The 12,837-nt window shown below is 58.0% G+C and carries 16 protein-coding genes; 11 read left to right on the forward strand and 5 right to left on the reverse strand.

From position 1 onward, the window contains the following. The first annotated feature begins 148 nt into the window (after positions 1–148). The gene (locus tag KHO30_RS04670) at positions 149–1,180 is read left to right on the forward strand and encodes an alpha/beta fold hydrolase (protein WP_211700179.1); all 1,032 of its coding nucleotides are present in this window, start codon (positions 149–151) and stop codon (positions 1,178–1,180) included. 64 nt (positions 1,181–1,244) lie between these two features. Here KHO30_RS04670 and KHO30_RS04675 read toward each other — a convergent pair whose 3' ends face one another. Next, a complete protein-coding gene (locus tag KHO30_RS04675; protein WP_093641666.1) occupies positions 1,245–1,418 on the reverse strand; it encodes a CsbD family protein in 174 nt (57 codons plus the stop codon). A 179-nt stretch (positions 1,419–1,597) separates the two neighbouring features. Between KHO30_RS04675 and KHO30_RS04680 the strand changes: the two genes are divergently transcribed. Together KHO30_RS04680 and KHO30_RS04685 are read left to right on the forward strand one after the other, a co-directional pair. After that, a complete protein-coding gene (locus KHO30_RS04680; protein WP_244179478.1) occupies positions 1,598–2,080 on the forward strand; it encodes a Spy/CpxP family protein refolding chaperone in 483 nt (160 codons plus the stop codon). A 71-nt stretch (positions 2,081–2,151) separates the two neighbouring features. After that, positions 2,152–2,508, forward strand: coding sequence for a hypothetical protein (locus KHO30_RS04685; RefSeq protein WP_211700180.1), 357 nt, complete (start codon positions 2,152–2,154; stop codon positions 2,506–2,508). Between the two features lie 92 nt (positions 2,509–2,600). On the opposite strand, the gene KHO30_RS04690 is transcribed toward KHO30_RS04685, so the two are convergent. Then, on the reverse strand, positions 2,601–3,305 hold the full coding sequence (locus tag KHO30_RS04690; RefSeq protein WP_211700181.1) for an alpha/beta hydrolase family protein: 705 nt from the start codon (positions 3,303–3,305) through the stop codon (positions 2,601–2,603). 185 nt (positions 3,306–3,490) lie between these two features. Continuing rightward, on the reverse strand, positions 3,491–4,093 hold the full coding sequence (gene rimJ / locus KHO30_RS04695; RefSeq protein ID WP_211700182.1) for a ribosomal protein S5-alanine N-acetyltransferase: 603 nt from the start codon (positions 4,091–4,093) through the stop codon (positions 3,491–3,493). A 433-nt stretch (positions 4,094–4,526) separates the two neighbouring features. Between rimJ and KHO30_RS04700 the strand changes: the two genes are divergently transcribed. Further along, positions 4,527–4,910, forward strand: coding sequence for a nuclear transport factor 2 family protein (locus KHO30_RS04700; protein WP_211700183.1), 384 nt, complete (start codon positions 4,527–4,529; stop codon positions 4,908–4,910). A gap of 67 nt (positions 4,911–4,977) precedes the next feature. Here the strand turns inward: KHO30_RS04700 and KHO30_RS04705 are convergent, their stop codons facing one another. Continuing rightward, positions 4,978–5,952 carry a zinc-binding dehydrogenase gene (locus tag KHO30_RS04705; RefSeq protein WP_211700184.1) on the reverse strand — a complete coding sequence of 325 codons (975 nt, stop codon included), beginning with the start codon at positions 5,950–5,952 and terminating at the stop codon, positions 4,978–4,980. A 92-nt stretch (positions 5,953–6,044) separates the two neighbouring features. On the opposite strand from KHO30_RS04705, the gene KHO30_RS04710 reads away from it, so the two are divergent. After that, positions 6,045–6,935 (forward strand): LysR family transcriptional regulator, encoded by an 891-nt coding sequence (locus KHO30_RS04710; RefSeq protein ID WP_211700185.1) that lies wholly within the window; start codon positions 6,045–6,047, stop codon positions 6,933–6,935. 35 nt (positions 6,936–6,970) lie between these two features. Here KHO30_RS04710 and KHO30_RS04715 read toward each other — a convergent pair whose 3' ends face one another. Further along, positions 6,971–7,135 (reverse strand): hypothetical protein, encoded by a 165-nt coding sequence (locus tag KHO30_RS04715; protein WP_200619709.1) that lies wholly within the window; start codon positions 7,133–7,135, stop codon positions 6,971–6,973. A 465-nt stretch (positions 7,136–7,600) separates the two neighbouring features. On the opposite strand from KHO30_RS04715, the gene KHO30_RS04720 reads away from it, so the two are divergent. The 6 genes from KHO30_RS04720 to KHO30_RS04745 all read left to right on the forward strand — a co-directional run bounded on the left by KHO30_RS04720 (position 7,601) and on the right by KHO30_RS04745 (position 12,760). Next, positions 7,601–8,644 (forward strand): AraC family transcriptional regulator, encoded by a 1,044-nt coding sequence (locus tag KHO30_RS04720; protein ID WP_211700186.1) that lies wholly within the window; start codon positions 7,601–7,603, stop codon positions 8,642–8,644. Between the two features lie 211 nt (positions 8,645–8,855). Continuing rightward, positions 8,856–9,788: a hypothetical protein gene (locus tag KHO30_RS04725; RefSeq protein ID WP_211700978.1), complete on the forward strand. Its 933-nt coding sequence runs from the start codon at positions 8,856–8,858 to the stop codon at positions 9,786–9,788. A 46-nt stretch (positions 9,789–9,834) separates the two neighbouring features. Next, positions 9,835–10,407 carry an OsmC family protein gene (locus KHO30_RS04730; RefSeq protein WP_211700187.1) on the forward strand — a complete coding sequence of 191 codons (573 nt, stop codon included), beginning with the start codon at positions 9,835–9,837 and terminating at the stop codon, positions 10,405–10,407. 182 nt (positions 10,408–10,589) lie between these two features. Further along, positions 10,590–11,018, forward strand: a complete 429-nt coding sequence (locus KHO30_RS04735) for a YciI family protein (RefSeq protein ID WP_093641710.1) — start codon at positions 10,590–10,592, stop codon at positions 11,016–11,018. 158 nt (positions 11,019–11,176) lie between these two features. Continuing rightward, entirely contained in the window at positions 11,177–11,464 is a 288-nt protein-coding gene (locus KHO30_RS04740) for a DUF1330 domain-containing protein (protein ID WP_093641713.1), read from the forward strand. A gap of 57 nt (positions 11,465–11,521) precedes the next feature. Next, complete coding sequence (locus tag KHO30_RS04745) at positions 11,522–12,760, forward strand: EAL and HDOD domain-containing protein (RefSeq protein ID WP_211700188.1); 1,239 nt, start codon at positions 11,522–11,524, stop codon at positions 12,758–12,760. Positions 12,761–12,837: the final 77 nt, after the last annotated feature.

The raw sequence follows: 12,837 nt of genomic DNA on the forward strand, positions 1-12,837 counted from the left end.
TCGGTAAATACATAGCGTTTCACTGGCGCTTTTCGCAGACACACGCCAGATACGTCCACGGGCTTTAATGATTCCAGGCCAGATCGTCTGGCTTCGCAGGCTGGACACGCCCTGCGCTTCTGTAGCTAACCTTTGAGGAGAATCCGCGATGCCGGATCAGATCAATACTCGACGTCGTCGTCTGCTTGGGACGACAGTTGCTGGTATCAGCTTGATGGAGTTGGGTTTGAGCGGGCTCGCCAAGGCGCAGTCGACGAGTACAAACAGTGCAACGCGTGTCGTTTCGTTCGACAACATTCGCCAGGTCAACGCCGGAACCCTCAACGTGGGTTATGCAGAAGCGGGTCCGCAGAATGGACCGGTGGTGATCCTGCTGCACGGCTGGCCCTACGATATCTACAGCTTCGCCGAAGTCACACCGTTGCTGGCAGCCGCTGGCTATCGCGTCATCGTGCCGTATCTGCGGGGCTATGGGTCGACACGGTTTTTATCCGCGGATACGCTGCGCAACGGTCAGCAAGCGGTGGTTGCCGTCGACATCATCGCGTTGATGGATGCATTGAAGATCGACAAAGCCATCTTTGGCGCTTTCGATTGGGGCGCGCGTACGGCGAATATTATCGCTGCGCTGTGGCCGCAGCGATGCCAGGCGATGGTGTCGGTCAGCGGTTATCTGATCGGCAGTCAGGAAGCCAACCGGGCGCCGCTGCCGCCGAAGGCTGAGCTGGCCTGGTGGTATCAATTCTATTTCGCCACGGAGCGTGGCCGTGCAGGTTACGAAGCGAACCGCCAAGACTTCAACAAGCTGATCTGGCGTCTCGCGTCGCCGAAATGGAATTTCGACGATGCGACGTACGACCGCTCGGCTGAGTCCTTCAAGAATCCCGATCACGTCGCGGTGGTGATTCACAACTATCGCTGGCGTCTGGGTCTGGTCAAGGGCGAGCCGCAATACGACGAACTCGAAGCGCGGCTCGCGAAAGGGCCGACCATTTCGGTTCCGACCATCACGATGGAGGGCGACGCCAACGGCGCACCGCATCCCGAGCCGGCAGCCTACGCGACGAAATTCACCGGCAAGTATCAGCACCGGACGATCGACGGCGGCATCGGACATAACTTGCCACAGGAAGCGCCGAAGGCATTTGCCGATGCTATCGTCGACGTCACCCGGCTTTAAGCGGAGCGGAGGAGTGGGGTCATGGCGCGCAACGTAATGCACCGCGCGGCGCATCGGTCGATTATTAGCGTTTCCTGAAGCGCGCCTTGGCATCGCCATACGATGCCTGCGTCTTGCCGACGACCTGCTCGACGCGCCCCCTCCACGCGACCCTCCGGTTTCCGATAGTCTTGCCGAGGCCGGTACGCAGCTTGCCCGTGATCTCTCTTATCCATCCCTGCATCTGGTCTTTGTTCATCACCTCGCTCCTTGAGCGCTGCTTCCATCGCGACAGCATGACCTCAATGGAGGAAGGAGTCGGTACGGCACCGGACAGACGCCCGTCGGGAGTCAGCGCACAAATGATCTGTTCGATCGAATTCGCCGCACTGACGATAATCCCTTCGCGAGTCCATCGAACTCCTTTGGAGACCGATCATGAGACTCGTTGCCACCCCATTCCAACGGCGACCCGCGCCGGCGTTCGCGATAGCGGTTTTTCTCGCGATAACGGCATTCGCCAATCCGGCGAGCGCTGCCACTCCCACCCAGACTCAACCACGTGCAAGCGTGATGACCGTTGCGGCCCACAGCCAGATCGATACGCGTATCAGTGGACTCCACACGAGGCTTCAGATCACCGCGGCGCAGGAAGAACTTTGGCAAAAAGTCGCACAGGTCATGCGTGACAATGCGGGAACGATGGACTCGCTCAGACAGGCACGAACCAGTCAGGCCAACAACATGACCGCTGTCGACGATCTCAAGTCCTATGGCCAGATTGCCGATGCCCATGCGGACGGCATCAGAAAGCTCACTCCGGCGTTTCAGGCACTCTACGACAGCATGTCGGACGTTCAGAAGAAGAACGCTGATCTGATTTTCCAGACTGACCACCACCACGCCGCAAAGAAAGGGTGATCTCAAGACACCCGCAACGGGAAGCGGACTGGCACCTCAGTAAGGTCCCGGATCGCAGACAGGAGTACATCATGAAGATCCAAAGAGTGAGAGCCGCTTGCAGGGGCTCGGTGAAGACCGGAATCTCGATTGCAGTTGGTCTGGCGTTGGCCATTGGCGGCATGTCCATGGCGCCTGCCTATGGCGAAGGCAACGGCAACGGTAATCACGAGGGCCAGGAGCAGCATGGCGCGAATAACAACTATCAGCATAACCAAGGGCATCAGTCGGACCATGGCAACCGGCACGCCTATCAACATCCCGGCAATGACCACCGTCGCGGCGACTATTACGACAACCAGGACTATGTGTATGCGCCGCCACCCGTGGTCTATGCTCCGGAGTCGGCACCTGGCATAAGCTTGTTTATACCGCTGCAGTTCCGATAGAACGCAGGGCCCGCGCCTGGTGATTGCCGTTGCCTGAGCGCTCAATCGGGCCGGGTTCTGCCTGCCGCGTGCAGCCGCATCGAGACAAGCTGCTAGCGCGGCACGGTTCCCGGTTCTTCCAGCCATCGTGAGACTGCCGACAGCACCTGTGTCTCGATGCCAAGAAAGCCATGTGGCGATTTCGCCCCGCATTCACTCGCGCCGTTCCCGCCGCGCTCGCTGCTTGACACCGCCAGGAACTGGAACCGGTTGTCCTTCGCGAGCGTGTGGGCCGCGCTAAACGGTGAAACTCGACATCCGTCATTTTCGTTCGACACTACCAGCACTGGAGTCGTGCTGACGTCCCAGTGCATGCCCGAAAGCCCGGCCTCGCCACGCATACCGATCGTGACGGGCGAAGTCAGTACATACGCGTCGGCCAGCCGTGGTTCCCGTTGGAGCACATTGCCAACCGAAATCGTGCCCCGGCTGGTACCCACGAGGGCGATTTTTGCGGCTGGAAAGCGTTGCCTCAGCGCCGCGACGATGACGTGCAAGTCTTGAGCGTGAGTTTCGCTCAAACGGAATGCGTCATTCATGCCGGATGATTGATCCGATGGCGCGTCGACGATAGCGATCGCATCGCCCGCAGAAGTCCAGTAGCCTGCGGTCCGGAGGAGGAAATTTGCCCTCATTGTCGTTGGGCCAGTTTCGCCGAGGGCGATTGCACCGTCATCTCCGGCAAACAATACGATGACCCATGGCGGCGCGCTGGCTGGCTGTTCGATGAAGATGGCCTGGGTTTGTTGTCCTCGCACAGGGACTTGCAGCAGCTCGCCGGAGTACGCTGGGATTGCGGTTAGAACTGCGCAGGCGAAGGCGCAGATTGGGGCCGCGAATCTACGCAACAGTTTCCAAAGCCTGTCAGTGGAGCAGGTTAAGGGCGTTGCTCGCGTTGATTTCTGACCGCGCATTCTGAATGAAGACCGCATTGTTGTTCGATTCACAGGTTACGTGAGTTGGATGCGGGATCGGCAAGATCGTCTGGATTGACCAACGATGTAAGTACGTGATCGGCCCAGGAACCGTTGATCTTCAAGTACGACCGAGCCAGGCCTTCCTTCTCGAAACCAAGGCTAGCCAGTAGGTGAGCGCTGCGGGTGTTCTCCGGGCGATAGTTGGCCATGATGCGATGCAAGCCGATATCTCTGAACACATGCTGGATAGCCACCGTTAGACTCTCTCGCATCAGGCCTTTCCCTTCGACCACTTTCGCAAGAGAGAATCCAAGGTGACATGCTTGGAACGATCCCCTAACGATATTGGTGAAGTTGCACTCTCCGATCAACTGACCGCCTTCGCGTTCGAACAGCACGAGATGAAGAGCGTTTCCTGTAGCGGTTTGATGAGCCATTGCGCGTAGCCTTTCAGCGATGGCATCCAGGTTAAAGAAACTTTCCTGTCGCGCAGGTTCCCAAGGCTGAAGATGCATTCGATTGGCTGCGTAGTACGCCTGCAGCGCGCTTGCGTCGTTCTCGCTGACGGCTCGCAGTATCACGCGTTCGGTGGTTAGTCCTTCGTCTGGATGATTGGCCGCGTTTGCCATTAGTCTGTCGCCCTTGGTATGCAATATTGCGCGTGATTGTACCGAGGCAAAAAACTTCTCTCTGGATCTCCGACTTCGACGAGTCGCGGGCCACACGCGCAAAGAGATTAACCCCGCGCCAAGTTGAACCTTTCAGAAACCCTCCGCCGCCGCCCAGTAATTTACTTGCTACACTCGATCAAGGAGCAAACCTGATTGGTGCTCGGTTTGCCCCTGATGGCGGCTGCCGAGTAGCGACTCGAGTGCGTTGACATTTTCTGTTCATACACCTGGCACCACAATTGCAAGCCTGAGCGCCGACCCGTCGTCGTAGGGCATGAAATAGCGCGGAGGTGTCGCTGTGATTGAGTCTTCCGATTTCCGGAGCAAAAAGTTGGTGCTCAATCATGGAGGCGGCCAATAGATCGACGTGAACGGTATCCGGAGGCAAGCCATGCATGAAGAACAGTTACGTGACGCACTGAATGCCCACTGGCGCGCGTCGGCCGCCGGCGATCTCAACGCAGAACACGATATTTACGATGACGACGCCATCTGTGAGTATCCCCAGTCAGGTGAACGAATCCTCGGGCGAGCTAATTTGCAGGCGCTGCGAGGGCATCATCCAGGCAAACCAACAGGCTTCGAGGTCAGGCGAATTCAAGGAGAAGGTAATCTCTGGGTTACGGAATACTCCATCAACTATCAGGGGCGAGCGGCTTACACGGTAAGCATTATGGAGTTCCGCAGCGGCAAGGTTGTTCACGAGACCCAGTATTTTTCGGAACCCTTTGAGGCACCGGGTTGGCGGAGTCAATGGGTTCAGCAGAGCGCATGACGTCGTGTTGCGGCGGGATCAGTCGAATAGTGCCCGTCAGCGACATTAGCCGTTTCGTACTGTCGACCTAAACTACGACGACAAACTTCCCCACGGCCTCATTACGCTCCATCAATTCATGAGCAACCGGTACTTCGGACAGGCCAAAGATGCGCGCGGGTCGACATTGATAAAAACCGCCTGCGGCCAGCTCTACAATTTTCTGCATTGGCACATCTGACAGCAGGAAATCCGGAGTCCCAAACACGAAACTCCCGAAGAAACTCAGATGAACACCGCTTGCCATCTGGCCGAGCGGATCGAACTCGGCGAGCGGCGTGAGCCCACCCAGAAATCCGGCCAGGCACACACGGCCGCCACGACGTGCCGCGCGCAGCGAATCGAGGACGGTGCTGTTTCCGATCAGATCAAGCACCACGTCGGCCTTACCGCCCGGCCATCCCGGCGCTGCACATAACTCACCAGCGCTCGTCACCACATGTGCGGCTCCCCGCGCGCGCAACATGACTTCGCAATCCGGCCGACGTGTGGTCGCAATCACCTCCGCACCGAGTTGGACGCCGATATCGATCGCAGCCAGCCCAAGGCTCGACGTCCCCCCTCGCACGACGAGTCGCTGCCCGGACTTTACTTCGAGGTTTCTGTGAAGACACGTCCAGGCGACTGCGTAAGCTTCCGGCAGCGTGGCGAGTTCTGCCCAGTCGAGGGTCGTTTCAACGGCCACAACATTGGTGGCGGGTACAACGACGTATTCTGCATAGCTGCCGTCGATCGTTCGCCCCATTCCGCCCATCAGCGCAACGACCGTCTGGCCCTCATGCAGTATCCCGGCTGCATCCGATACCACAGACCCAACACATTCGATGCCGCTTACTTCCGCCGCCTCTCCCCATAATCCTCGCCGCATATAGAGTTCGGCGCGGTTCAGACCAAACGCCCGAACGCGAATCAGGACACAGCCGGGTTTGAGGACGGGACGTGGCCTCTCAACGATTTGAAGCACATCAGGACCACCAAACCTGTTTCTCACGATTGCTTTCATGTCGATCTCCTCATTGGGAGACTGAATGGTAGGATCGATCTTCGTCGAGAGAAATTACTCTCTTTCGACAAAGACTGAAGGCCATCTCTACAATGAACGAGCCCACACTTTTACAGTTGCAGTGCTTTGAAGCACTGGTTGCCGAAGGTAGCTTTGCCGCGGCCGCTGCACGGTTAAACCGAACGCATCCAACGGTCCATGCAGCGGTGAGGGCGCTTGAAGCTCAAGTGGGAATGGTTCTGCTGGACCGGGGCGGATACCGTGTCACGCTGACTGCAGAAGGCACGGCGTATCACGAGCGCGTGATGCTGTTTCTTCGTCAATATGAAAATTTGCAGCGCGAAGCGGCTCAGCTTGCTGCTGGCCAAGAGGCAGAGTTGCGCGTCGTAGTGGGCGACCTGTGTCCATTGCCCGAAACCCTCCGCACGCTCAAACGGTTCTTCGAGACGAGTAACGGCACGCGGCTTACGCTTCTGTTCGAGGCGATTAGCGGCCCTTGGGAACGGCTGCGGAGCGGCGAGTGTGATCTGATATTTCATCACCTCGACAAGCCGTCGCCAGCGATCGAATCGGTTGAGTTGTTCGAGGTCAAGCTGGTTCCGGTCGCGGCCCCTGGGTATATCAAGCCACTGTCCGTCGAATCGCTCACGCCAACCGATTTGAGGCCCTATGTTCAGTGCATCATCCGCGATACGAGCAAGCAGTCGTCGGACGCCAACTACTATCTGATCGACGGTGCGCCAACCTGCACCGTGCCCGACCAGTTGATGAAGCGCGAGTTGATTGTGCAGGGGCTTGCGTGGGGGCACATGCCTTATCACTTGGTTGCGAGCGACCTTGAGAAAAAGCGGCTCGTGTCACTGGAGGGGCGGCACTTGCAAGGCGCGACGCTCAAACACTACGCGGCGCGGCTTCGCGATGCCGCGCACGGTCCCGTTGCGCAGCGTCTTTGGGGGCAGTTGTTGGAGCAGGGTGCACGTTGAATAGCGATCGCCGACCCACCCACCAACCTACACCACTACCCCTTATTGAACAGACTCACAACACGAGACATAGATTTCGCTGCCAGAACGAGCAGCGCGCCGGAGACGCTGTAGTCGACGTTGAACATCAGGTCGATCAGATAGAACATGGCTAACGCGATGAGCGGGTGGTACATCGCACGGTTTATCAGGCGTTTCATCGGCGTCTCACGCGGTTTCGTTTGCCCGAACCGGTAAGTCACTGTGCGTGAACCGATCTGCGCAAGTTTCGTGGTGTGCCAGGCTTCCGGAATCCATGGAAGGTTTGGCTGCGAAGTACGGATGACACTGATCTGTCCCGTCCCGTCCTGCGATCAACTTTGCCGCTCGCAACCTGTTGCCGTCCTGCCCGTGCGTCGATGTTTTTTGCTCTATCGTCCAAGTCTTGCCGATGGTTCTCCTGACCATTGCAGAACGTCCAGATGGATTGTCCGTGCCTCCTGCGAAAAGGCGAGTTTGTTGCACGCGTTTAAGTTACGCAGCGATGCATCGAGCGCACCGAAAATCGGTAAGCCATTTGTCATCTTCCGTGGCGGTGGGTATAACATGGACCCCTCGGTCAATTTGAAGAATGACCGGCCTCCCCGGTTTTTTACCCGGGAAATCGCATATCACGCGAGCTCTTCATGGATGCAGTTTCTGACGTCCTGCGCGCTGTGCGCCTAAGCGGCGCGGTGTATCTGACTGGGACCTTCACGGCACCGTGGTGCGTGATAGGCCGCACGGATGCTGCGCTCTGCGCGGCCTATCTGCCGCAATCCGAGCGTGTCGTCTCATATCATCTGATCATAGAAGGTGGCTGCTGGGCTCAACTGGCAGACGACCCCGCTTCCGCTATTCATCTCAATGCCGGCGAACTGCTGGTGGTGCCGCAAGGCGAAACGCATTTGATAGGTAGTGCTGTGGATCTTGCGCCCACGCCAACCGAGGTGCTATTGGCCGGCCAGATGGCGGTAGAACCAGGTGAGGTGATGACGGTGTCTTACGGAGGCGGAGGACCTACGACTCGCATCGTCTGCGGTTTTCTGGCCTGCGACGATACGCTGAGTAACCCACTGCTGTCATCGTTGCCGCGACTCTTCAAGGTTGATATGCGTCACGATCCGCGGGCAGCATGGCTTGAGTCCTCTCTCAAGTTTGCAGCCAGCGAAGCTGCGAGTTCGCGGGCGGGCGGTACGATTGTCCTCGCCAGACTGTCCGAACTACTGTTTGTCGAGGCGGTGCGTAGCTGTATTGAAGCGCTTCCTGCCCATGAGACCGGATGGCTGGCCGGCGTGCGCGATCGTTACGTGGGACGTGCGCTTTCGTTGCTCCACGCTCAAGCAGTCCACCCCTGGACTGTCGACGAGCTTGCGCGCAAGGTAGGGCTATCGCGCTCCGCGTTGGCGCAACGCTTCACCGATCTCCTTGGACAACCGCCCATGCAGTACCTGGCGCGATGGCGGATGCAGATCGCGGCACAGGAACTTCTCGTCGGCAGAAAGTCCCTCGCCGCTGTAGCGGAGCAGATTGGTTATGAGTCTGAGGCGGCATTCAGTCGGGCCTTCAGGCGGGAATTTGGAATGCCGCCGGCAGGCTGGCGCAAGAGCAAAGGAAAGATGAACGGCGCTGCCGAATCTGCGCAGGCCGCGCCCGCTGCCACTGGCATCACGCCACCACTAGATCAGTGACGTCGACTGCCATACCCGAAGCAACATTCACTCGCACGCGTCAAAGCTGACCCGGCGTTTCGGCCATATCTCCCGGTGGCCCGGCCATAGAACCTCGCGTCTCCCAATCGTACATTCGAGCGTACCGGATGCCAGATCAACCATCTGGTTCTGACCGGTAGATGAGCATTCACAGCTCGACCGCATGTCGGTTCATATTGGGAGAAATGCTATGAACGCAGTATCGCGACTCTCCAACCGCGATCGTTACGCCCGTTGCATTCGCGCTTCAAAGATGGTCAGTTGGGATATCGAACGTGACGTGATTGGAGGCCGCACCTTTGACACGGCGCAGAAATATCTTCCCGATGGGCTCTCACTGGCTCCGAATTTCTTCACGCTCTCCGAGCACGAAAAGCGTTTCGTCAGCCAGATTCAAGGGCGCACGTATGCCAACGTGTTCGGGGTGGTAGAGCGCTTCATCAACGCCAAGGTGCTGGAAGTCAGCCGTGATCATTGGCTCGGCGACCAGATAGCGCTTGAGGCGCTGGTCCGATTCAGCGAAGAAGAGCTCAAGCATCAGGCGTTATTTCGTCGCATCGACGAGATGATCAGTGAGACCCTTCCCGCGGGCTATCGCTTCGACGTCGACCCGAATGTCGTTGCCTCTGCAGTTCTCGGGAAAAGCACGTGGGCCGTATTGGCGCTGACGCTGCATATCGAACTGTTCAGCCAACTCCACTACCGCCAGAGTATCGCGCCAGACGATCAGCTATCGGAGCTATTCAAGAGCGTGTTTCTCTACCACTGGAAAGAGGAGAGCCAGCACGCCATCCTGGACGAGCTCGAATGGGTCCGTCACGACGCCACCATGACGGATAGTGATCGCAACAAGGCTGTTGACGAATTCATCGAACTGGTCGCCGCAATCGACGGCATTCTGCAGGCACAAGCAGCATCCGACGCGCGTTATTTCAAGGCGAACTGCGGCCGCGCAGTCGACGAGACGGAAGCCCAGTCGATCGAAGCGAATTTCCTCGAGGCTTACCGATGGCAATACATCCACTCGGGTGTACGTCATCCCCATTTCGGCGAGGTGCTTTATAGCCTCATTTCCGAAGACCAGCGCAAGCGCATCCATGCTGCGCTCGCCACACTGCAATGAGATTTACCGAAGCTGGACAATCCACGTATGTTGAAGGAGATGTAACATGAATGCGAACGCACAGGTCAACGAACCCAACATTGTTAACGGTCTTAACGTCGACGACCTTTTCGCCCTGATTGAGGGCGTCAAGGGCGATGCTTCGAAAGCCACCACCAACTGGCGCGTAGCGACGAGCTGGCAGGGCCAGACTCGAACTCGCGCCGAGGTAGAGGGGTTCTCGATCGGCGGCCAGAATGTGTCGCGCCGGTTCACGATCGATATCGATGAACCCTGCGAACTCGGTGGCTCGAATCAGTTTGCCAATCCTCAGGAGCATCTGATCGCCGCGCTAAATGCTTGTATAGCGGTGGGTTACGTGGCGCAATGCGCCGTCCGCGGGATTACGCTCGAGTCCCTGCAGATTGAGACCGAGGGTGAAATCGACCTCAGGGGTTTTCTTGGGATCGACCCGAAAGTGGCAAACGGCTATGAGAGCCTGCGTTACACCGTTCGTATCAAGGGCAGCGGGACCAGCCAGCAATTTGCTGAAGTCCATGATGCGGTAATGGCCACATCCCCCAACGTCTACAATCTGGCGAACGCTGTCGTTCTGAAATCGACCCTCGTGGTCGGTTGAACTTCGCAATGCGAGCGCGGCGACTCGAATCGTTTTCGTCGCGTCCAATTAGCGCCCCGCCGCGCTCTGAAAAAACCGCAAAGTCGTGTCTTGCGCATGTCGATTTCTCCCGCGATCATTCGTCGTATTCACAGGAGGCGCTTTTGCCTCCGAACACTATCGTCTTCAAAGGAGAAACCCAAATGCGTGTAATGGTCATGGTTAAGGCAACGCCCGAATCCGAAGCCGGGCAGATGCCAAGCATGGAGCTCATCGCGGCGATGGGCAAATATAACGAGGAACTGGTGAAGGCTGGGATCATGCAAGGCGGCGACGGGCTGAAGCCGAGTTCGGCAGGCGTACGTGTGAGGTTTTCAGGGAAGGATCGAACCGTCGTTGACGGCCCGTTTGCAGAGACCAAGGAATTGATCGCCGGATACTGGCTCTGGCAAGTTCAATCGATGGACGAAGCGATTGAATGGGTCAAGCGCTGCCCGAATCCGATGGTGAGTGATTCGGAGATCGAGATTCGGCCTTTCTTTGAGCCTGCGGATTTTGGTGAGGCCTTTACGCCTGAGCTTCAGGAGCAGGAAAAGCGTCTACGGCAGCAGATCGATGGGCAGACGCGCTGACAATTTTTATCGCATCAGTCTGCGGGGCGTGCGCAGGCAGCCCCGCCCGCCTGTATGAGGTTTGAGTCAGGCGTCCTGGCGCCGTACAGGTGATGAGGTCCAACGCGGTTTCATGGCATTATCGTGTGCACCTTCACACCACCGCGGGAACGCACACCATGGCGACTTACATTGTTTTCACAAAGGAAAGCACGCAGGATCAGGGGGAGCTCGACATCTACCAAAGCACGGTTGGCGCGACCTTTAAAGGTCATCCCGTCAAAATTCTCGCTGCTTACGGACCTCAGCAGGTCCTCGAGGGCGACGCGCCAGAGGGCGTCGTGATCGTGGAGTTTCCGACGACGGCGGCCGCGCGCGCGTGGTACGACAGCCCGGCATATCAGGAGGTCGCGCAGCACCGGTTCAAAGGTGCGCGCTATCGCGCCGTTCTCGTCGAAGGCGTGTGACGAAAGGCGATGCATAACCATTTTGCATATTGTTAAGCCTTTCAGCCAGGGGTAGTCGTGAACAGCGTTTCAATTGAGGCCGTCGCGCCGAGCGATGCGGACGTGTTTGTGGCACGTCAACCAGTCATGGATCGGGCTGGTCGCGTTGTCGCATACGAGCTTCTTTTCAGAGACGGTCCCACCGGGGGAGCGCGGATCGGCGACGAACTGCGTTGCACCACGGCGGTGATTGAACGCGCAGTGGGCTCGATCGGTCTCGAACGGCTTGCGGGGAGCAAAGCGTGCTTCCTGAACTGCCCACGTGATTTTCTGTTTTCGGACTACCCGTATGTGCTGCCGGCGTCACGTTTCGTTCTGGAAATTCTGGAGTCTGTCGAGCTGACAGCGGACCTCTCGCGACGGTGCAGCGAGTTGCGAGGCGCGGGCTTCCAGATAGCACTGGACGACGTCAGGAGCATGACTGACGAGGTCCGATGGTTTCTTCCTTCCGTCGACATCGTCAAGATCGACTGGCCGTTTGTTGAACGCGAGGAGTTACCGGAGCTGGTCAGTCAGTTCAAACGAGCCGGAAAGGTCGTGCTCGCCGAGAAAATCGAAACTGCGGAGGACGCGGAGCATGCCCGGCAACTGGGTTGCGATCTGCTGCAGGGCTACTATTTCGCCAAACCGCAAATTCTGTCAGGCAAGCGCGCGATGCCGCCAGTCAAGGCGATTCTTCACGTGTTCGACCTGGTCGGAAGCGATGCGCCGTTGGGCAGTATTGCGCGAGCGCTAAAAGAAACGCCAATGCTGGTTGCCCAACTCTTACGGCTTGCCAACAGCAGCGAGCAGCCTAACGGCAAAACGGAACGCATTTCGTCGCTCAAACAGGCGCTCTCGATCGCCGGAAGCCGCAGACTTTTGCATTGGTGCGGACTTCTGCTTTACGTTGGCCGGGACGGACTTCCCATCGAGGATGATCCGCTTGTACTGCTTGCGCAGCGACGCGCACATTTCATGGAAGAAGCGATCGACGCGATGCCGGACGGCTCGCGCTCGCTGGCGTCTGCTGGCTATCTGACGGGCATGCTGTCGCTACTGCATGTCGCGTACCACATGGAACTGCGCAGCTTCGTCGACGAGCTACCCGTTTCCGATTCCATCCGGCTGGCGATCCTTAACGGCGGTGGCGTACTCGGCGAATTGCTGTCGGTCGCCACGCTGCTTGAACGGGGCGATGTGGATGCGGCGACGTGGAGACTGCAACAGCTGGAATTTCCCCCCGCAGGGGTTCGGAAGATCGTTGAGTGCTACTGACGCGATTTGTAGTATCGCGGGTGGTATGACGGCCAGTCTCAGTCGTTCGACGGCGTATCAATGTGGACATTCGATCG

This window comes from Paraburkholderia aspalathi (genome assembly GCF_905220735.1).
Lineage (GTDB): Bacteria > Pseudomonadota > Gammaproteobacteria > Burkholderiales > Burkholderiaceae > Paraburkholderia > Paraburkholderia aspalathi.

What these genes read in the sequence shown, in the direction of transcription:
- KHO30_RS04675 (WP_093641666.1), bottom strand. Translation starts at nt 1,418, where the DNA reads ATGAACAAAGACCAGATGCAGGGATGGATAAGAGAGATCACGGGCAAG.
- KHO30_RS04680 (WP_244179478.1), top strand. Translation starts at nt 1,598, where the DNA reads ATGAGACTCGTTGCCACCCCATTCCAACGGCGACCCGCGCCGGCGTTC.
- KHO30_RS04710 (WP_211700185.1), top strand. Translation starts at nt 6,045, where the DNA reads ATGAACGAGCCCACACTTTTACAGTTGCAGTGCTTTGAAGCACTGGTT.
- KHO30_RS04670 (WP_211700179.1), top strand. Translation starts at nt 149, where the DNA reads ATGCCGGATCAGATCAATACTCGACGTCGTCGTCTGCTTGGGACGACA.
- rimJ (WP_211700182.1), bottom strand. Translation starts at nt 4,093, where the DNA reads ATGGCAAACGCGGCCAATCATCCAGACGAAGGACTAACCACCGAACGC.
- KHO30_RS04700 (WP_211700183.1), top strand. Translation starts at nt 4,527, where the DNA reads ATGCATGAAGAACAGTTACGTGACGCACTGAATGCCCACTGGCGCGCG.
- KHO30_RS04705 (WP_211700184.1), bottom strand. Translation starts at nt 5,952, where the DNA reads ATGAAAGCAATCGTGAGAAACAGGTTTGGTGGTCCTGATGTGCTTCAA.
- KHO30_RS04735 (WP_093641710.1), top strand. Translation starts at nt 10,590, where the DNA reads ATGCGTGTAATGGTCATGGTTAAGGCAACGCCCGAATCCGAAGCCGGG.
- KHO30_RS04730 (WP_211700187.1), top strand. Translation starts at nt 9,835, where the DNA reads ATGAATGCGAACGCACAGGTCAACGAACCCAACATTGTTAACGGTCTT.
- KHO30_RS04715 (WP_200619709.1), bottom strand. Translation starts at nt 7,135, where the DNA reads ATGAAACGCCTGATAAACCGTGCGATGTACCACCCGCTCATCGCGTTA.
- KHO30_RS04740 (WP_093641713.1), top strand. Translation starts at nt 11,177, where the DNA reads ATGGCGACTTACATTGTTTTCACAAAGGAAAGCACGCAGGATCAGGGG.
- KHO30_RS04725 (WP_211700978.1), top strand. Translation starts at nt 8,856, where the DNA reads ATGAACGCAGTATCGCGACTCTCCAACCGCGATCGTTACGCCCGTTGC.
- KHO30_RS04685 (WP_211700180.1), top strand. Translation starts at nt 2,152, where the DNA reads ATGAAGATCCAAAGAGTGAGAGCCGCTTGCAGGGGCTCGGTGAAGACC.
- KHO30_RS04720 (WP_211700186.1), top strand. Translation starts at nt 7,601, where the DNA reads ATGGATGCAGTTTCTGACGTCCTGCGCGCTGTGCGCCTAAGCGGCGCG.